Source organism: Leptospira weilii serovar Ranarum str. ICFT, assembly GCF_000332415.1.
In the GTDB taxonomy this organism is placed as follows: domain Bacteria; phylum Spirochaetota; class Leptospiria; order Leptospirales; family Leptospiraceae; genus Leptospira; species Leptospira weilii_A.
Map to the genome: position 1 here is coordinate 1 of NZ_AOHC02000059.1, position 17850 is coordinate 17850.

Consider the following 17850-nt stretch of genomic DNA (forward strand, 5'->3'; position numbering starts at 1 on the left):
AAGAAAGAGTCAATGATTTTTTCGATAATTTGGCCAAAATGATTTTGAAACTGATAAATAGAGAAAAGTAGAAATTTTTGCTGACTTGCGTCTAACTCAAACTCGCCGAATGTTCTATAAAAGTCGGATCTGCGATCGTCTTATAAACGCTTCAATCGGCATGATAACCAAACGTCGTATAAACGTCTAATCTTCTTTGAGATTCGGAAGATCAAGAGGACTTACAACTTGAGCGAGACGGACATGACCGACTCTTGTATAGATCACAGTAGTTCGAACACTTTTGTGTCCCAACAAAAATTGAATGGGTTTCCTATTGGCTCCTGCCTCAAGAAGATGAGTCGCAAAAGTATGGCGGAGACTGTGGACACTCACTGACTTTTTAATGCCTGCTTTCTCTTTTTGCCATCTCGAAAATCCTTTCAACAGTCCTGGTAAAAATGTGTTTGGAAGAATCTTACCCGGGAAAAACCCATTCCTCATACGGATGAAATTCTTTCCAAAAAAGAACGCTGGCTTGAGACAAGATCGTAAACCGATCCTCCTTCCCTTTACCTTCTTTTGCTATCAAAATTTTTCTTTTCTCATCAATGTCCGTTGGTCTTAGGTTGACGAGCTCGCTCGCCCTCAACCCGGTTGCGTAACAAAACGAAAGCAAAAGTCTATATTTCGGATTTGGCATCGCAATAATAATTTTAGAAACTTCTAATGTAGAGAGAATATCCGGAAGTCTTTGTTCTTTCTTAGGTCTTGGAAAATCTTTGATCCAAGGTTTCCCAAGAAAGACTCAGAATTGAGAGCCTGAATTCACACATGATTGATCATAGCCGAACTTAATTTATTTACAAAAAAGGAATTTTCGATAAAAGCCGTAACGTCTCCCTTAACAATTTCTCTTGGATTTTTTCCGGACCGTTTCAGAGAAGCGATCGTATTTGCATAATAGGATCGGATCGAATCGTCCTCTTGGAAGTGTTTTCCAGTTTCAATTTTTTGACCCGAATTCTAAGTTCTAATTTTCCCTTAAATTCTATATTAGAATTTTATAAATCCAAGAAACGTTCCAAATTCTCCTCCGAAAATGAGAAAATCCGGAATTTATTTTTTGGATCCCGTCTCACTTTGGAAAAAGATCTTACGAACTGATAGGAATTTTGATCGTAGCCAAATCGAATACAGAGGAATCTCCCGTTCTTCTTTATGTGGAAACGCATGAGGAAGCTTTAAAGAATACTTAACATTTATGTACCGAAATAAATTTTTCCAAAAAAATCCGAAAAGGGATTGTACTTTCTTTCCGATATTCAATTATGTCCCGTATTGTAAATTCGGTGGAGATTCGTTATGCCTGAGCAGTTACAGAAAATCTTAAACAACATCCGGGAGTTTTTCACATCCCTGGACACGACTAAAAAACTAATCCTCGGCGGGGTTGCGTTAACCGTCTTGATCGCAATCGGAATTCTTTCCACGATCTCACTCCAAAAAAACCGAGTGGTTCTGTTTAAGGACTTAACGAGCAAGGACTTTGCCGAAGTAACCAAAAAACTGGATTCTCTCGGTTATCAATACGGCAGTTCGGACACGAGTATGGTCACGGTCGATCCGGAACAAAGACAAGAGATCGTCACCAAACTCGCACAGGAAAATTTAATTCCTGCGGGAGTTCAAGGTTGGGAACTTTTTAACGTGGACAAATTCACCGAGACCCAGTTCGACAAAGACATCAAAAAATACAGAGCCTTAAAAGGCGCCATCGAACAATCGCTCATGACGTTACGCTCCGTCGATAAGGCTTACGTAAACATCGCCTTTCCGGAAGACGAACTCTTCACGTCGAACGCTTCCCCTGTGAAAGCATCCGTCATCCTCCACTACATTCCAGGAGTTGAATCTCTTTCCAGAAAAGAAGTCAAAGGGATCGTCAACTTGGTTTCCAGAGCGGTTCCCAAATTAAAATCCGAAAACGTAAGCGTTGCCGACGCGGACGGAAAGATCATCAGCGACTTTGAAGAGGATCTGGAAAAAGAAAGACTCGAACTCAGAATCGTTCAGGAAAAATTAAGAATCGGAGAAGAACAACGAATCCAACGTTTGATCGATATGAGAAACACTCTGCGTTGGTTGCTCGGCGGAGAAGAAAGAGTCGATATTACACGTTTTGAATATAACTTAAACTGGGACAAGGAATCCTACAAAGACAACTCCGTTTCTCCGGTTGTGGCGATTCCGGATAATCCGAACACTCCTTATTCCGAACTAAAACTCGTGGACGGGTATTCTCTCAAAGTTTCCTCCAAAGAAACCAAAGAAGACTTCAAAGGAAGAGGTTTCACTCCGGACGGACCTGCGGGAACCGAACCGAACATTCCTCCGGGTTATAAGGACACGGACTATCAAAAATCGGAATATAGCAAAGCCGAGAACATCAACAACTACGAATTCAACAGAAGAGTTTCCGAAGTTCAGAAACAACCTTGGAAAGTGGAGAAAGTAAATCTCTCCGTAGTCATCGACGGAATGTGGGAGAAAAAAGAAAAGGAAGACGGAACCGGTTTCGATCGCAAATACGTTCCGGTCTCCGAAGACGAACTCAGACAAATCCGCAAAAACCTCGAGTCCGCGGTCGGGATCGACAAGGCGAGAGGGGATCAGATTTCAGTCATCACAATGCCGAAAGACAGATCGGCACAGTTCGCGGCGGAAGACGAAGAACTCCGCAAACAAAAAGCAATCCGTCAGATGATCATCGCATCTTTGATCATCGTTCTCCTCTTGATCGTAAGTATCCTGGTCTACAGAGCGGTTAAAAAAGAAATCGCAAGAAGAAGAAGACTCAGAGAAGAGGAACTCGCGGCTCAACAACAAATGATGAGAGAAGCGGCGCTTCGAGTGATGGACGAAGGCGGAGCCGAAGTGGAACTTTCTCTCGACGAAAAATACAGAAGAGAACTTCTCGAAAACGCGATCAACCTCGCCAGGGAAAAACCGGAAGAAGTCGCGCAGCTCCTCCGCACTTGGCTCTCTGAAGAGGAAGCAAGCTGATGAACTCCCTGTCCTCCAGACAAAACAGAGCGGGAAGTCTTCTCCGGATTTTGGGAGAACACCTCCCTCCCGAAGTCTACCGCCATCTGGGCCCGGAAACGACAGGGAAACTGCTGGAAACGTTTCACAAAACCGGAAAGCCGGATTCCAAAGAAGAGAGAGAGGTTCTCTCCTCTTTCTTAAACTCTCTGGGCAAGATTCAAAAAGAAGAAAACATCGATCCCGAAAGTTTACATCTCATCCGAGAACTCGAGGCCCTTCTCAAAGAAGAAAAAGAAGAAAGAGATCTTCTCCAAGAACTAAAGACAAAAAACGCGATGGAAATTTCTAGAATCATATCCGGTGAAAAACCGAGTATGATCGCTCTCGTTCTTTGTTTCGGAAATCCGGACGCCGCCGCTGCGGTGTTAAACGACTTTCCCGAAACGATCCAGGAAGAGATCCTGATCCAGATCCACGATTTGGATCTTTCCAGCGAATATGAGAAGAATCGTTTGGAAAGATTTTTAAGGTTCAAACTCGAGGCTTTGGCCCTTGAGGAAAAAAGTCTCCCGATCCATAACCCGAGAGGAAAGAAGGCCGCCGATCTTTTGGGGAGATTACGGCCCGGAGATTCGCAAAAAATCTTCGATCGAATCCGCGAGAAGCGGCCCGGTTTTGCCGAAAATATAATGGAACACTTCTTTCGGATGGAAGATCTGTTATTCTTAGAGAGAGAACCGTTAAATCGGTTTTTTATTTCCTTTCATCCGATCGTCCTCGCGTGTGCGCTCAAAGGCACCGAAACGGAAGTTCAGATGCGGATTCTTGAAAAATTAGAACCCGCCCTCTCCGCTTCGATTCGATTGGAATCCGATTCCATGGGTCCGATCAGTCTCGCGGAAATGGAGACCGCTCAAAACGGAATTTTGGAAAGACTCCGGGATGAGATCGAGGAAGGAAGTATCAAATTTTGGAGAGCGACTTAACTCATGGCGAAACTCGTCTTTAAACCGATACAAATCGCGGACATCAAAGATCAGGTTGAATTAGCAATTCCTGATAAATATAAAAAGTTTCACAGAGACGAGGACGCGGAAGAGTTCGAGGTAGACCAAGAAGGAAATATCATCGAACAGTATCAGGGGCCTTCGATCGAAGAGATCGAAGCGGAACTGAGTCGTTATCGAGAAGAGAACGAAGAACAAGTTCGTAAACTTCTCGAAGACGCAAGAAGAAAGTCCGAAGAGATCGAAGAAGAAGGTCGCAAACGCGCCTTCCAGATGATCCAAGACTCCAAAGAAAAAGTTAAATTAGAGGAAGATACCGGCAAAGCGAAAGCCGAACAGATTCTCGACCGCGCCAAGATGGAAGTCGAGAGGATGATCAAAGAAGCCGAGATGAAGGTCGCGGAGATCGAACACGAGGCTTACTTAAAAGGGTATGACGCGGGTCGCGAAGTCGGTTTTAAAAAAGGTCAGGGAGAAGTTAGGCGTCTTATCGACCGTTTGGGAACCATCGTGGGTAAGGCGATCGATATCCGAGAAGAAATCATCCAAGCTTCCGAAAAACAGATGGTCGAGATGATTCTCATCATCGCTCGTAAGGTCATCAAAGACGAAATCATAGAGAGAAAGGAAATCGTTCTCAACAATATTAGAGAAGCCTTAAAAAGAATCAAGGATCGCGACCGTGTGGACATTCGAGTCAACTTTGCGGACCTGGAACTTACCACGGCACACAAGGACGAACTCATCAAACTTATGGAATCTCTTCGCAAGGTCAATATTTACGAGGACTCCCGTGTGGATCGAGGCGGGGTCATCATCGAAACGGACGTGGGGGCGATCGACGCGAGAATCTCCACTCAGCTCAAAGAAATCGAGGAAGCGATCCGGAATGCGGAGCCGATTTAAAAACGACCGGCTCGCAGCTCGAGAAGTTTCCAGGGAACCCCTCTCGTTTCAGAATTTGTTTTTTAACCAAGACATTCTTCCCCCTTCTTATGGATCTCCCGGAAAAACCGAGAGATCTTTTCTTTTTGTGGGAACTCCCTCAATTTCTGCGTTGATTGTAGTTCCTACAATATTTCCGGAAAAATCTTCTCAGAGAGAAAACGCCAGAGTTTTTAAGAATCGAAAAGACATTCTCAAAAGAAGTGTGAGTTCCCACAAATTTTTTCCTAACCGAAATCTTCGTGGGAGTTCCCACAAATCCACTTTCGACGGGAATCTGTTTGGGAACTCCCTCACCCATTCTTTCTTAAGCGACATAATTCTTTTATTTTCGCATAGATACTTGACTTTCCTACAAATTCCCGGTACGAAGAAATAAGCTTCTATGATTGAGAAGAAATTTCACGAAAAAGTGGACGTAATGTCCAAATATTTCCTGATCATGGATCGCACGGAAACGATTCGAAAATCGGGAAAGGTCGTTCGAGTTTCGGGAAATGTCATTTATTCGGAAGGCCCGCCCGATTCTAAAATCGGAGAACTCATGGACGTTCAAAAGAGCGGAAAAGAAGGGTATCTCCAGTGCGAAATTGTGGGTTTTGAGGGCCACGTTTACACTCTTATGCCCCTCGGTCCCGTAGAAGGAATTTATCCGGAAGCGTTCGTATTCTCTTCGGGTCGCAAACTGGCGATCCCTGTCGGTAAAGAACTACTCGGCCGTGTTCTCAACGGGGTCGGAAGACCGATCGATAAAAAAGGCCATATCATCACCAAGGAAGAACGGCCTCCCGACAGCGAAGTACCCAATCCTTTGGATCGCCCCATCATTCGAGATATCCTTGCCACGGGCGTTCGGGCCATCGACGGAATTCTTACCATTGGAAGAGGACAACGTGTCGGGATCTTTTCAGGTTCCGGTGTCGGTAAATCCAGCCTACTCGGTATGATCGCCCGTTATACCGACGCGGACATAAACGTCATCGCTCTCGTGGGAGAAAGAGGTCGGGAAGTGAACGAGTTCATTGAAATCGATCTCGGAAAAGAAGGTCTTCAAAAATCGATCGTCCTTGCCGCTACATCGGACGCGCCTAAGATGGAACAGGTCAATTGCGCCCTACTCGCCACTTCCATCGCGGAATACTTTCGAGATCAAGGAAAACACGTAAACCTTATGATGGATTCGTTAACTCGTTTTGCCCAGGCAAACCGGGAAATCTCGGCGTCCAATCACGAACCTCCGATTACGAGAGGTTTTAGTTCATCAGTTTTTTCTAAATTAGCAAAACTTGTTGAACGTTCGGGAACATCCAAGTCCGGAGGTACGATCACCGGTTTTTATACGGTCCTTACGGAAGCGGACGAAATGGAAGACCCGATCGCGGACGCGGTTCGAGGTTACATAGACGGACATATCATCTTAAGTAGAAAACTCGCGGAAAGAAATCATTATCCCGCCGTGGACGTTCCCGCTTCTCTTTCCAGAGTGATGGCAAGGATCGCTCCCGAAGATCAAAACCTGAGAGCGGGTATGATTCGAGAACTCATCAGCGTTTATAATTCTGCGGAAGAATTGATCCGCTTGAGCGCGTATGTTTCCGGTTCCGACGATAGAGTGGATCTCGCGATTCGTAAAAAAGATAAAATCGATCGTTATCTAAAACAAAAGATCCAGGAACGAAGCACCTATTCCCAGGCGTTACAAGGTTTGAAAGATGTTCTCGACGACGAACAGGAAGACGAGGAATTCTAATCCTTGAAACGTTTTCAATTCAGTCTGGAACCGGTTTTAAATCTTCGAAAGAAAAAAGAAGACGAAAAACTCAAGGTGTTTTCCCTCGTCGCGGGAGAAATCAATCAGATCCGCAATTCCATCCAAGAAAACGAAAGGCAGATCGAACTTCTCACCGGCGAATCCGTTTCCCTTCACGGAGCTACTTTGAGGGATTATCAACTTCATCAGGGTTATATCCGTTCCCTCATCACTCAAAATGAAAACTTGGAGTCCGATATCGAAAGTAGAAGGCCGGAACTCGACGCCAAAAGGGCCGAGTTGATTGCCGCTCAGAAAGATCGTAAAATTTTGGAAATCCTCAAAGAGAATCAGTTCAAGACCTACAAAAAGTTATACTTTAAAAAAGAAAAATTCGAACTCGAAGAACATTACAATCAGCTAAAGTCCATCCAATGGAGAGAAATTTATGAATCCTCTGAACCCGAAACGGCTCCTAGAATCTTTACATACGACACGGGATCAAACACCGAATCCGCAAACGAAGACTCAGGCGCTTCCGAAATTAAAAAACTCTACGATCGATTCAAAAAATGAATCCCTATTTCAGAAAATCCTAAACGTAACGACCGGACATTCCCCTCAGGCGACGGATTCCATGTTTAACCTTCAGAAAAAAATCACCGATTTTCAAAACAAGGCGGAACAATTGGAAAATAAGATCAACGAAAATCGAATCGATCTAAGGGTTTAAATATGGCATCGTTAAGCGACAAGGCAAGAGCAACCTATCTTGTTTTTCTAATTCTATTTCTTTTGGCCATCGGCTTTTTTGTTTTTGATTATTTCCAAATCATCAACTCTTCCGAAATTTTTCCGTTTCTCCGAAAAGAGCCGGCGCTCGTCAATCAAGACAACGAATCTCCGACCGCGCTCCAAAAACTGGAATTCTCTAAAGCGCAGGAAAGGTTTGCGGAGGAATTGGACGAGCTTGAAAAAAGAAAAACGGAACTTCTCGCAGAAAAAGGAAAACTCGACTCTGAGATGGAAAAACTCGACGAAATGCGTAACGGTCTCATCGCAAAAGAGAAAGAGATGAAATCGGCCGACTCTGAAAAAAACAGCCGTCAAAAACTCGTGAAAGTTCTGGCGGATAAGGTAGGAAATATGCCTCCCGAATCTTCAGTGGGAATGTTGGTCAATTGGCCCGACGGAGACATCATCGACGTCTTTATTCAAATGGACAAGGACGCCGAAGAAGACGGAAGACCGACGATTACGACTTATCTCTTGACTCTTTTTCCCGCAGACAGACGCGCTATGATTACCAACAAATGGCTCAGCCGATCCGGTGGAATCAAAACCCCCGGTATTCCGGACGACGCAATCGAAGCCAATCCATAATTCCGGAGAAACCATGAACTTAAAACTAAATTCAACTTCACTCATATTTGGTGCTTTTGCGCTCATCGCATTTTTACTGTTAGTCGAATCTTCGATCGCTACAAAAAAGAAAACGAATTTCCCGCCGCCTAAAGTCAGCGGTTATGAACTTGTTTCCAATCCCTCCGCCGCTTTCGGAAAAACGATCCAAATCGCAGGAACCGTTTCGGAAATTTTGTATAAAGGAAATTCGATTCGTTTTGTCGTCTATTTTTCCGGCAAACCGGTCGCCTTGGATTCGGATTCGGATTCTTTAATCTCGAACGTTCAAGTGGGAAGTTACGTTTCCGTATGCGGCTTTTATCTCAAAGATCGGGAACTGAAAGCGAACGGGGTTCCTACCACGATGCCTTTTATTCTGGTGGATGCGCCGGATTGTAGATAAGAATCGATCCAGAACGGGAATCAAAGTTAGATTCATAATCTTATCTTAATTCTTATTTTTTTGAAAGTACAGTAAACGTTATTTTCGCTTATTTTAAAAATGCGTTTCATCCGATTTCAAAGCGCTTGCGCCTTAGAACCGCAGCATAAATTTTCCACCACGCCTCTCGGCATTTCGAAGATCATACTTTGAAATTAGGCCGGGCAAGATTATAAAGATAGATTTTTCAGGTATTTACTAAAATCATCAACTGCTTTTGCATAAAGATCTTGATCAAGTTTATTTGTAAAAATGGCAAAAAAGATGTTAAAATTTTTAATTCCATAACTTACTTTTATTTTTGGATAAGGGTGGCCGATGAATATGAAGTTTCCTGTAAAACGATTGAATTTTACTAATTTTATATCATGCCATGCAATTTTTTTTACTTTCGAAAATAAAACCCTCTCCGTCAAACCGATTTGATCCGTATACAACGTATAAAATTTCGAATAAGGAATTATGTAAATTCCTAACAAGCTAAGTACTGCGAAAATTATCGACACATAGAGGAAGTTTTCGGTTTCGAAAATCGCCAAAAAATAGAAGCCTATAGAAATTAGAGCAAAAAGAATCGCAAGCATGTAACCGGTTCGCAAGCATGTAACCGGTTACAATAAAACTTTTTGGCAATACGAAAATATTTCTTGCCGACTCCAAACTGTTACCTTGATCAGAAACAATTAATTTCTTAATCCAATATTTGAACAGAACTGCGGATATTAGATTTACGATAACCGCGACTATAACTCCGGAAATAATTTTAGTAGATAGATCAAACATTTAAAAAATTGAATATCGATCAGACCTTCTGCTCCAAAACGTCCATTCGAACTTCAATTTCCGGAACAGACCTTCTTTCCGAAACCGCCGTTCACACACTTACCTGCGCCGATACAATCCGCGTCTATATTGCAGGACTTTCCGCTTTTACCGCTTCCGCCGTAGTCAAATTCCTGCTTTTTGACGCATACATTTTCTTTGCACTGGAACTGAAACGCACATTCCGTATCCGCGATACATCGTTCACCCGCTTGACGATCTCCGGCCTGTAAAGAGAAGGCGAAAAAAAGGATAAAGGCGCAGAAAATCCATCTCGCCCGAATCATGTTTGTATTTGATTTAGAATTCATATCTTTCCTAGTAATTGAGTATTGTTGAATATTATGATTTCGTATCGGAGAATATAATTTTTTCCAATTGTTCAAGCGCCTTCTCCAAAACGTCGTTCACGATTTTATAATCAAACTCGTCCTGACGTTGCAGTTCCAACTTACCGTTTCGGATTCTTTTCAAGATATTTTCTTCCGAATCGGTTCCCCTTCCTCGAAGGCGTTTTTCCCATTCCATTTCGTTAGGCGGAAGAATAAAAATCGTCACGATTTTTTCCGGAAGTTTCTCTTTAATGATCTTCGCACCTTGAACGTCTATGTCCATGATCACCGAGGCGCCTTTTTCAAAAGCCTCTTCTATAAATTTCAAAGGAGTGCCGTAGTATTGGTCGTGAACCAAAGCCCATTCCAAAAACGCGGATTCTGAAATTCCCTTTTCAAATTCTTCTTTCGTTAAAAAGAAATACGTTATGCCCTCCTTGTCGCCGAGACGAGGAGGGCGGGTCGTACAGGAAATCGAAAACAGAATCTCGGGATGTTTTTCCCTGAGTTTTTGAATGAGTGTGGACTTCCCTCCTCCCGCCACGGAAGAAAGAACAAAAAGTTTGGGGGAGTTCAGTCTAAATCTTCCTCTTCGGAAGCGATCGAGTTATCGCTGGCCTCGATTCTTCTTGTAAGAGATTCCACTCTCAGATTGGAAAGAATGAGATGATTGCTGTCGGTAACGATGATCGAACGGGTTTTTTTTCCTTGAGTGGCGTCTATCAAACTGTTGTTGCTTTTAGCCTCGTTCCGAATTCGTTTAGCGGACGCCGAATCGGAATGAACGATGCCGACGATCTTAGAAACCAGAACGATATTCCCGAATCCCACGTTGAGTATTCTAAACTGCGACATCAGAACCTCCTATTTCTGTCCAACCTGAACCTTTCGATGATATCCACTTCTCCGAGCGCAAGGTCCAAAACTTCCGAAATTTCTTCATGAGTATATTTTCTTTTTAAAAGGAAAACAACTTTCTCGATTTTTGTGGAATCTTCTGCGATTTCGAGTAACGTCGCTTCGGCGGAAATACGGGTCGAATCCGGTTTGGGAGGTGTATAACCGGTAATATTATCCCGAAAAATTTTCGTAAAGTCCCCTTCCGTCGATTTGAGATTGTCCTTAAAATTCGGCGTTGCACTTAACGTGGAATCTAAAACCGGTGCGAACGGATCCTCGTCCAAGGAAATATCCAAAGTGGAATTTCGAGTTCCCGGAAAAAAATCGTTCAGAGCGGAATCGTCTTCTTCTCGGATCGTTTTGATTTCCCGGATTCCGAAAAATTTACGAACTCCCCTACCGATCGTTTCCAAAACGAGATTGGAAGTCGATCCCGGAGAAACGGACTCGGATTTGTTTTGCGGTCGAGAATTTTTCTGCGGAGCCGCAGGATTACTTTGCTGTTTTTGAATATAAGAATTGTGTGTTGTATTTTTTCGAGCGACGGAAGCGGGACCGACGTGAATATTCGGCCTTTCTCCCTCTTCTCCGATAAGATCCAGATTTTCTTTGTAGATATGCCCGATCCCTTGTTGAACGGAATCGGGAACATGAGCCGCGTTTACATTTCTGAGAGTCGCTTTTTCTCCATTTGCAACCTTCGCATTTTTTAAAGTCGGTTTTTCCTCTTCGGTCCGAGTAGACGAGATATACGGCCTTTCATCGAAAAAACGATTTGAACTTTCCTGACTTTGATTTTCGGAATTCAAGTTTTCGATCCGAATTTTGTCGAGAAGATCCGGAGTTGTAACCCGTTCGATTCTTTTGACGAGCTCTTCCGCCTTGGAAATCATCTCTTTGAAGGTGAGAATTCTGGAACCCATCAGATCGACCTGTCTGAGCGACTCCGTTTCCAACTCGTCCACAAAGTCCCGAATTTCCTCGTTGATCCGTTTGAGCATATGGCTACGAATCCTTTCGGTAACTTTCGAAGTGATCGTATAATATAGAACTACGGAAATAACCGCGTTGATCGTTAAAACTGCAAATAACTCCATACCTTTTTCTCCCGGTACCGTCTCCAACAACATTCCTTCGGAAAAAAGTCTAAGCGTAAAATTCGATTTGGCCTCGATGGGTCGGTGCGTTAGACACCTTTTGACCGTCGGCGGAATAAGTATCGGTCCTACCGTCCGAAGCCGGTTTGTATGTTTTTAACCGATCCTTAATCTGATCTATTTTTTGATTTCGTGCCGAAGCCATTCTTTCCCTGGATTCCGGAGAAAGGGAAAAAACGTCGGTATACAACTCGACGGCGTATTTGCGAGTATCGTTATATTCTTTGACCATCCGAGCGGTTTCGGAGATCATATGAGGCATGGTGAAAGGATTTTCCACCTGTTGCTTCCGGATCATGTCCGGAGCTTGACCGTAACCTAAGAATGTATCGCTCAGCCTCATCCTATGGTTTAATTACCACGGTTTCGCTTTTTTCTCCAGTCTTTTTTGTCCGGTTCCGGATCCTCGTAAGGCACTTGGCGAATCATACCGTTCTCTTCCACAAAGGTTTTGTTTTTAATTTCGTTTCTCGTTTTGAAATCCGAGTTTCGAATTTTCATCGTTACTCCGCCGTAGAGAACTTTTTCGATACTGATCTTACCGTGAGAAGATTTCTCTTCCATATAGTTTTTGAGATTGCTGATTTCCGTTTCAAATTCCCGAATCCGAGACTCGAGCTTGTCCACCGCCTTTTGCATTTTGCCGAGCTGATTCTCGTGTTCTTCCGTAAAAGACGCGGGATCGGATTCTTTTCTGGCCTGGAGAGTCTTGAGGCTTTTAAAAACCTGTTCGTGTTTGGACTGACTTTCGTGCATCTTGGCTTCGTAGTCGGCGATCTGTTTGAGGACCTTCGGATCGATTCCAACCACGAGCTCGGTCGCGGGGTTTGCAGAAGAGCCGATACTTCTCGCGCCGATCAACTCGGACGCGCGGACCGTACCTCCCACGATCTGACCTCGTTTCCCATTGCAGAGAATTTTTCCTCCTGCACTCACAAAGGAATGTAAAATTCCCTCTTGAACGAGGACGTCCTTTTCCGTGATCACGGTCGCGCTCTGAATGAACTTTGCGATCACGTTTCCGCCGGTGGATTCAATATGTGCTTCTTCGCGTCCGGAAATTCCCTGACGGATGATGATGTCTCCGTCCGCTTCGACTCTCGCCTTTTGAACCGTTCCGTAGATTTCTATATTGCCCGCGGCCTTGACGGAATAATTGTCTTCCACGTTACCCGTAATCACGATCGAACCGAGGAAGGTAACGTTACCGGTTTTGATACCGACGTCTCCGTTGACTCTGTAAACCGTTTCCACGGAAAGTCTTCCCGTAGCAAAAACGACCTGACCGTTTACCTCCGCCGTCAGTTTGCTTCTGTCTTCGGAAAGAATGGTTCCCTTACCTTGTTTGAGATCGGTATCGGTTCCGTCCTTAGCGGGAAGAAGTTCGCTAAAAAGAGTACGACCGTATTTTCCTTTTTCGGCGGGAATTTTTTCGGCGAGCAACTGACCGACGACTACGTTTTCGATCAGGTCCAAATCTTTGAAGTCCACTCTACCCGTTTCGTCCTCTCGGAAAGAAACGTTTTTGGAAGTTCGAACGTGATAGATGATCTGAGCGTTTTTACCGTTGATCGGATAATCCCCTTCCGCGGCGATGAAGGGTTGGTTGAAAAATTCCTCTTCGAGTTTTCTTTGGATCTCTTCTTCTTTAAACCCGTATTTGACCCCGGCGTTTTTAAGATGATTGACGATATCCCGAACGTCAAAGTCCCGACCTCCGGGACGAGGTGGAATCACGGTGACTTTCGCTTTCATCTTATCCGGAGAAATATCCAAAAGGAGTTTTGCTTCCATTCCTTGTCTCGGTTTTTGATCCGAGATGAGAACCGGTTCTCCCTTTGCTTCTTTTACGATTTTGCGGACGAGTTTGCCGTCTTCTCCGGAAACCCCTTTTAACGAAAGTTTTTTAGAGAGTTCGTCCATATCCACGGAATGACCATCACCTAACGGCGCAAAGACGGTGAGATACACGCCGTTTCGAAGAATTTGAATCAGAGCTTTTCCGTTTTTGTCCTTCGGTTGAATGAATTCTTTGAGATCCTTGGATACGAGTTTGCCCGAACCACCGGTGAGTTTTTGATCGAGTTCGGTGAGTTCGTCCAGGAAGTTGTCTTCGGGAAGAATGGAAACCCGAATATGCCAGGGTTCGTGCCCGAAAAGTTTTTTCTTTCCACGTTTTAAGACGACGTAGTCCAGTTCGTGAATTTGTTTTTTAAGATGTTTCGAGGCGAGACGGAGAGAATTTTCCAACGTGTCTCCGTAAACTTCCACCTGTTCTTTCTGGACTCGATCCAGTTCCCGGCCTTGGTCTTGTAAGAATGGTATTAGAGAACCCATATATTCTCCGTCCTAGTAGTCAATCGAAGATTACTTGCGAGAAATGACGGACTTTACTTTACCGAGTTTACTTCTCAGTCTGGAAACGGCTCTCGTATGGAGCTGCGAAATTCTGGATTCCGTAACTTCCAATACCTCGCCGATTTCCTTTAAAGTTAGATCTTCATAATAATATAATACGATTACTTTTTTTTCCTTTTCCGGAAGGGTTTTGATCGCTTCCACGATCACGTTTTTAATCTCTTCTTTTTCGATGATCGTGTCCGGGTTCATGTTCATCGGAGATTCGAGGGTTTCCATAAAGGAAACTTCGTCGTTCTCGTCTCCTAAAAACCAAATATCGTTTAACGAAACGAGAGAGGTTCCGCTGATCTTTGTAAGAAGAGAATTGTACTCTTCCATGGAAATTCCCAATTCTTTTGCGATCGCGTCGTCGTCGACTTGCTGGCCTTCTTTGTTTTCCAACATTCCGATAATCTGTTCGAGTTGTTTCGCTTTTTGACGGATGGATCTCGGAATCCAATCGATGGAACGAAGTTCGTCGAAGATACTTCCCCGAATCCGGGTCATCGCATACGTTTTGAATTTGATCAGTCTGTCCGGATCGAATTTTTCAATCGCGTCCAAAAGTCCGAAAACTCCGTAGGATACGAGATCGTCGAATTCCACATTCTGAGGCATACCGATAGCGATTCTACCGGCTACGTGTTTGACTAAGGGAGAATATTTCTCTACGAGGTAAGCTCGGATGTCCTGATCTTTGGTATCCCGATAGGATTTCCATAGTTCCGTCTCATCCTGCTGGTTATATTTATCATACTTTTTGGACATAAGCTCGGATCTGGAAGACCTTCATTCTAAAGTGTCGAGCTTCTCAGAAAATTGCAATAGCATTTTTTAAGCCAAAAACGGGGAAATCAAGCAGTTTTTTGTCTCATTCACTTTCTAAAACGGAATGAAACGAGTTTAGAAAGAACTCTTACTTTTCTCCCATGTCGTCTCGAGCCAACATCGTACGAATCGCTTCCGCCATGAGTTTCGGTTCGTTTTTGATCGCTATATTTTCGACCATAATATGATCCCCGAAGTTTCCGCTCTTTTGACGTTTGGGAGTCGCCGAGGCAAAAACTTACGCGCTGGAAGAAGAACCGCCGCTCAATTCGTCTTCGCTAGCCTGACTCGTATAATCGAATCCACCTGCACGGGAGTTATCGGAAGAAACGGCGGCAGGTGTATAGTCTCCGCCTAGATTGGAAAGAAAATCCAAAAACTCGGGTACTTTCATTTCCAAAATCGTATGAACTCCGAATCCAAGAACGGCAAAAACAACGACGGATAGGACGGTTACGAAAAGAATATGACCGAAGGAATTTCCGGTAAGAAATCCGCAGAGCGGACTTACGATCATTGCAAAAACGGCAAAAACGCCGGCGAATAAAATCTGAAGGTTCAAGGACTATTCTTCGTCGTTCTGGTCGAACTCTTTTTTCCGGACGTCCATAAAGTTGAAAAACTTTTTGAAAAACCCGCCGATACCGGCGTCTTCCAAGGGTTCTATTTCCTGATTTAAGAGAGAATACGTTATACGATTCAGGCAGGCCGCCGCCTTACTTTTCGGCGAATTGACGATATACGGTTTTTGTTCCCGAATACTCTTTTCCACCTCTTCATCCTGAAAGATAAATCCTAAATTTTCGACCTTCACTTCTAAGAATTGTCCGCTGATGTCGATCACTCGGTCCGCGACTTTTTTTCCTTCGATCGCGCTTCTGACTCGGTTTACTACCATCTTCAAATTCTTATCTCTGCTCTGGGATACGATGGCTTTGATCAGTCCGTAAGAATCGGTGATCGCCGTCGGTTCCGGAGTTGTAATCACGATCACGTCGTCGGCGGGAAGCGTAAGACCGATGACGTTGGAACTGATTCCGGCGCCGGTATCGATAATCATAATATCATAATTGTCTAATTCGGAAAAACCTTTGATCAGTGAATTTCTCTGCGTGTCGTTTAAGTTGGCAAGTTGGGAATATCCGGAGGCTCCCGCGATGATATCCACTCCTTCCGGAGTTTGGATAACGATATCCTTCAAGCTTTTGTGTCCCTTAACGACGTGATAAAGATTGTATTTGGGAATGATCCCGAGGATTACGTTTACGTTGGCGAGTCCCAAGTCCCCGTCGAACACGAGAACTTTCTGTCCGGCCCTTGCCATGGAGATTGCGAGATTTACCGAGATCGTACTTTTCCCGACTCCTCCCTTCCCGGATGCGATCGCTATGATCTTAGTCGTGGGTTTTCTGGACGACAGAACTTTTAGATTCGTATTCCCCTCGGTGAGTTTCCGTAAATGAGCCGCCTGGTCCATTCTTTACCTCTTCGAAAGCCGATCGAATCAGTCACCTACAACGGTGAAAACCTCTCCTCTCAGCTCAGCAATTTTCTCCGGAGTTACCACACATTCAGCCATTAGGTTTTTATCCGCAGGAAGAATATCAAAAGGAACTTCCTGTCCCACGCTGAAATAAGTGAAACTCTTAGAGTATGTATCGGCCAGTTCGAGAAAACCACCTAAAAAATCCGCCTCATCCAATTTTGTGAGAAGAATTCTTCGGTAGTTTAGGGACTCATAGGCTTTCAATACCGTACTCGTATGATGGTAGGAGGAAGTCGCGGAAAGGACAAGAAGATTTTCCACAGAGTCTTTTTCCCCGAAACAGGAAAGCAATGAATTCATCCTTTCGAGTTGTTCTAGATTTCGATGACTGTAACCCGCGGTGTCGATCAGGATCAGTTCGGAACCGTCCCGGGCCAGGGTTTCCTTGAATTTTTTTATGTCTTTAACCGGGTAAAACGGCATTCCCATTGTGTCCGCATAACGTTTGAGTTGTTCGATCGCGGCGATTCTATAGTTGTCCGTCGTATAAAGCGACACGGATCGGCCCCGATGCAGAAAGTATTTTGCCGCGAGTTTGGCGACACTCGTCGTTTTACCCGAACCCGTAGGTCCGACCAGAAACACTACTTTTCTCTGATTCTTTCCGGTTCCCCGAAATAGGTCCGAGTCAACGCTGACTCTTTCTTGGAACGTTTCAATCGCCCTTTCGCAAACCGCGTGATTGCGTCCTTGATCGATCGGAGAAAGCCTTTCTTCGATCTTGGAGAGAATCTCTTCCACATAACCGTGGCTCATTCCTTCCCGAACCCACTTTTCCCCCAATCTTGTCAAAGGAGAATCCTTTCTCCCTCGAACGGGAAACGTTTCTTTTCGACTCGGAGAATTTCCGTTAAAAAGTTCTTTCTCAAAAGAAAGGCCGACTCTTTCGGGTTCGGTTGTGATCTCTTCGAACTCCTCTTCGATCGTCGCCGTTTCCTTTTCTTCCAGAGTTCTGGAAAGAGGTTTTAAGGTATGGAGAGTTTTTTTTCTTTCCGGAGCCGCATACGATTTTTGTTTCAGCAGATCTTTTAAGTCCTGAAGTTTACGTTCTATTTTTTCGCGGGAAGCCTGTTTTTCCGGAATTCCGATCTGGATTTCGATCATCTTCTTTGCGAGAAGTCCCGTTCCCATCACTCCGCCTTCGGTGATTACGGTTTGGGAAATCACGGTCGCCTCGGGTCCGTATTTCATTTTCATTTCCATCAAACAATCTTGGTAACTTTTACCGCGAATTTTAGCGAATTCCATATCCAGCTCCCTGACCTTTCACTTTAGAAAAATTGAATATTC

General features: G+C 44.2%; 19 protein-coding genes and 1 pseudogene. 7 read left to right on the forward strand and 13 right to left on the reverse strand.

Going from position 1 to position 17850, the window contains the following annotated elements:
• Positions 1 to 186: 186 nt before the first annotated feature.
• Positions 187 to 483, reverse strand: coding sequence for a tyrosine-type recombinase/integrase (locus LEP1GSC060_RS20775; protein ID WP_080634616.1), 297 nt, complete (start codon positions 481 to 483; stop codon positions 187 to 189).
• Entirely contained in the window at positions 458 to 682 is a 225-nt protein-coding gene (locus LEP1GSC060_RS20780; RefSeq protein ID WP_080634617.1) for a tyrosine-type recombinase/integrase, read from the reverse strand. Before LEP1GSC060_RS20780 ends, LEP1GSC060_RS20775 begins: the two co-directional genes overlap by 26 nt.
• 662 nt (positions 683 to 1344) lie before the next feature.
• Between LEP1GSC060_RS20780 and fliF the strand changes: the two genes are divergently transcribed.
• The 7 genes from fliF to LEP1GSC060_RS18715 all read left to right on the forward strand — a co-directional run bounded on the left by fliF (position 1345) and on the right by LEP1GSC060_RS18715 (position 8536).
• Positions 1345 to 3045 carry a flagellar basal-body MS-ring/collar protein FliF gene (gene fliF, locus LEP1GSC060_RS18680; RefSeq protein WP_003011245.1) on the forward strand — a complete coding sequence of 567 codons (1701 nt, stop codon included), beginning with the start codon at positions 1345 to 1347 and terminating at the stop codon, positions 3043 to 3045.
• Complete coding sequence (locus LEP1GSC060_RS18685) at positions 3045 to 4013, forward strand: FliG C-terminal domain-containing protein (protein ID WP_003011251.1); 969 nt, start codon at positions 3045 to 3047, stop codon at positions 4011 to 4013. The genes fliF and LEP1GSC060_RS18685 overlap by 1 nt, the downstream gene beginning before the upstream one ends.
• 3 nt (positions 4014 to 4016) lie before the next feature.
• Positions 4017 to 4940, forward strand: a complete 924-nt coding sequence (gene fliH / locus LEP1GSC060_RS18690; protein WP_002626492.1) for a flagellar assembly protein FliH — start codon at positions 4017 to 4019, stop codon at positions 4938 to 4940.
• 424 nt (positions 4941 to 5364) lie between these two features.
• The gene (gene fliI, locus LEP1GSC060_RS18700) at positions 5365 to 6729 is read left to right on the forward strand and encodes a flagellar protein export ATPase FliI (RefSeq protein WP_003011266.1); all 1365 of its coding nucleotides are present in this window, start codon (positions 5365 to 5367) and stop codon (positions 6727 to 6729) included.
• Positions 6730 to 6732: 3 nt separating this feature from the next.
• The gene (gene fliJ, locus LEP1GSC060_RS18705) at positions 6733 to 7305 is read left to right on the forward strand and encodes a flagellar export protein FliJ (protein WP_003011181.1); all 573 of its coding nucleotides are present in this window, start codon (positions 6733 to 6735) and stop codon (positions 7303 to 7305) included.
• Between the two features lie 159 nt (positions 7306 to 7464).
• Positions 7465 to 8112 (forward strand): periplasmic-type flagellar collar protein FlbB, encoded by a 648-nt coding sequence (locus LEP1GSC060_RS18710; RefSeq protein ID WP_003011187.1) that lies wholly within the window; start codon positions 7465 to 7467, stop codon positions 8110 to 8112.
• A 13-nt stretch (positions 8113 to 8125) separates the two neighbouring features.
• The gene (locus LEP1GSC060_RS18715; RefSeq protein ID WP_003011272.1) at positions 8126 to 8536 is read left to right on the forward strand and encodes a hypothetical protein; all 411 of its coding nucleotides are present in this window, start codon (positions 8126 to 8128) and stop codon (positions 8534 to 8536) included.
• Positions 8537 to 8745: 209 nt separating this feature from the next.
• Here the strand turns inward: LEP1GSC060_RS18715 and LEP1GSC060_RS20695 are convergent, their stop codons facing one another.
• The 11 genes and pseudogenes from LEP1GSC060_RS20695 to flhF form a co-directional block, all read right to left on the reverse strand.
• Positions 8746 to 9159, reverse strand: a complete 414-nt coding sequence (locus LEP1GSC060_RS20695; RefSeq protein WP_155119721.1) for a hypothetical protein — start codon at positions 9157 to 9159, stop codon at positions 8746 to 8748.
• A gap of 252 nt (positions 9160 to 9411) precedes the next feature.
• Positions 9412 to 9708 carry a hypothetical protein gene (locus tag LEP1GSC060_RS20700; protein ID WP_003011234.1) on the reverse strand — a complete coding sequence of 99 codons (297 nt, stop codon included), beginning with the start codon at positions 9706 to 9708 and terminating at the stop codon, positions 9412 to 9414.
• Between the two features lie 31 nt (positions 9709 to 9739).
• Positions 9740 to 10306 carry a guanylate kinase gene (locus LEP1GSC060_RS18730; RefSeq protein WP_080634618.1) on the reverse strand — a complete coding sequence of 189 codons (567 nt, stop codon included), beginning with the start codon at positions 10304 to 10306 and terminating at the stop codon, positions 9740 to 9742.
• The gene (locus LEP1GSC060_RS18735) at positions 10303 to 10584 is read right to left on the reverse strand and encodes a DUF370 domain-containing protein (RefSeq protein WP_003011184.1); all 282 of its coding nucleotides are present in this window, start codon (positions 10582 to 10584) and stop codon (positions 10303 to 10305) included. Before LEP1GSC060_RS18735 ends, LEP1GSC060_RS18730 begins: the two co-directional genes overlap by 4 nt.
• Positions 10584 to 11726 (reverse strand): hypothetical protein, encoded by a 1143-nt coding sequence (locus LEP1GSC060_RS18740; RefSeq protein ID WP_036097207.1) that lies wholly within the window; start codon positions 11724 to 11726, stop codon positions 10584 to 10586. Before LEP1GSC060_RS18740 ends, LEP1GSC060_RS18735 begins: the two co-directional genes overlap by 1 nt.
• A gap of 49 nt (positions 11727 to 11775) precedes the next feature.
• Positions 11776 to 12129, reverse strand: coding sequence for a hypothetical protein (locus tag LEP1GSC060_RS18745; RefSeq protein WP_036097195.1), 354 nt, complete (start codon positions 12127 to 12129; stop codon positions 11776 to 11778).
• An 8-nt stretch (positions 12130 to 12137) separates the two neighbouring features.
• Positions 12138 to 14123: a FapA family protein gene (locus LEP1GSC060_RS18750; RefSeq protein WP_003011210.1), complete on the reverse strand. Its 1986-nt coding sequence runs from the start codon at positions 14121 to 14123 to the stop codon at positions 12138 to 12140.
• 30 nt (positions 14124 to 14153) lie between these two features.
• A complete protein-coding gene (whiG, locus tag LEP1GSC060_RS18755; protein ID WP_003011217.1) occupies positions 14154 to 14954 on the reverse strand; it encodes an RNA polymerase sigma factor WhiG in 801 nt (266 codons plus the stop codon).
• Positions 14955 to 15102: 148 nt separating this feature from the next.
• Positions 15103 to 15576: pseudogene (locus tag LEP1GSC060_RS18760) on the reverse strand (hypothetical protein).
• Between the two features lie 3 nt (positions 15577 to 15579).
• Positions 15580 to 16491 carry a MinD/ParA family protein gene (locus LEP1GSC060_RS18765; RefSeq protein ID WP_003011163.1) on the reverse strand — a complete coding sequence of 304 codons (912 nt, stop codon included), beginning with the start codon at positions 16489 to 16491 and terminating at the stop codon, positions 15580 to 15582.
• Between the two features lie 27 nt (positions 16492 to 16518).
• On the reverse strand, positions 16519 to 17808 hold the full coding sequence (gene flhF / locus LEP1GSC060_RS18770; protein WP_003011205.1) for a flagellar biosynthesis GTPase FlhF: 1290 nt from the start codon (positions 17806 to 17808) through the stop codon (positions 16519 to 16521).
• Positions 17809 to 17850: the final 42 nt, after the last annotated feature.

What these genes read in the sequence shown, in the direction of transcription:
- LEP1GSC060_RS20775 (WP_080634616.1), bottom strand. Translation starts at nt 483, where the DNA reads ATGAGGAATGGGTTTTTCCCGGGTAAGATTCTTCCAAACACATTTTTA.
- LEP1GSC060_RS20780 (WP_080634617.1), bottom strand. Translation starts at nt 682, where the DNA reads ATGCCAAATCCGAAATATAGACTTTTGCTTTCGTTTTGTTACGCAACC.
- fliF (WP_003011245.1), top strand. Translation starts at nt 1,345, where the DNA reads ATGCCTGAGCAGTTACAGAAAATCTTAAACAACATCCGGGAGTTTTTC.
- LEP1GSC060_RS18685 (WP_003011251.1), top strand. Translation starts at nt 3,045, where the DNA reads ATGAACTCCCTGTCCTCCAGACAAAACAGAGCGGGAAGTCTTCTCCGG.
- fliH (WP_002626492.1), top strand. Translation starts at nt 4,017, where the DNA reads ATGGCGAAACTCGTCTTTAAACCGATACAAATCGCGGACATCAAAGAT.
- fliI (WP_003011266.1), top strand. Translation starts at nt 5,365, where the DNA reads ATGATTGAGAAGAAATTTCACGAAAAAGTGGACGTAATGTCCAAATAT.
- LEP1GSC060_RS18710 (WP_003011187.1), top strand. Translation starts at nt 7,465, where the DNA reads ATGGCATCGTTAAGCGACAAGGCAAGAGCAACCTATCTTGTTTTTCTA.
- LEP1GSC060_RS18715 (WP_003011272.1), top strand. Translation starts at nt 8,126, where the DNA reads ATGAACTTAAAACTAAATTCAACTTCACTCATATTTGGTGCTTTTGCG.
- LEP1GSC060_RS20695 (WP_155119721.1), bottom strand. Translation starts at nt 9,159, where the DNA reads ATGCTTGCGATTCTTTTTGCTCTAATTTCTATAGGCTTCTATTTTTTG.
- LEP1GSC060_RS20700 (WP_003011234.1), bottom strand. Translation starts at nt 9,708, where the DNA reads ATGAATTCTAAATCAAATACAAACATGATTCGGGCGAGATGGATTTTC.
- LEP1GSC060_RS18735 (WP_003011184.1), bottom strand. Translation starts at nt 10,584, where the DNA reads ATGTCGCAGTTTAGAATACTCAACGTGGGATTCGGGAATATCGTTCTG.
- LEP1GSC060_RS18740 (WP_036097207.1), bottom strand. Translation starts at nt 11,726, where the DNA reads ATGGAGTTATTTGCAGTTTTAACGATCAACGCGGTTATTTCCGTAGTT.
- LEP1GSC060_RS18745 (WP_036097195.1), bottom strand. Translation starts at nt 12,129, where the DNA reads ATGAGGCTGAGCGATACATTCTTAGGTTACGGTCAAGCTCCGGACATG.
- LEP1GSC060_RS18750 (WP_003011210.1), bottom strand. Translation starts at nt 14,123, where the DNA reads ATGGGTTCTCTAATACCATTCTTACAAGACCAAGGCCGGGAACTGGAT.
- whiG (WP_003011217.1), bottom strand. Translation starts at nt 14,954, where the DNA reads ATGTCCAAAAAGTATGATAAATATAACCAGCAGGATGAGACGGAACTA.
- LEP1GSC060_RS18765 (WP_003011163.1), bottom strand. Translation starts at nt 16,491, where the DNA reads ATGGACCAGGCGGCTCATTTACGGAAACTCACCGAGGGGAATACGAAT.
- flhF (WP_003011205.1), bottom strand. Translation starts at nt 17,808, where the DNA reads ATGGAATTCGCTAAAATTCGCGGTAAAAGTTACCAAGATTGTTTGATG.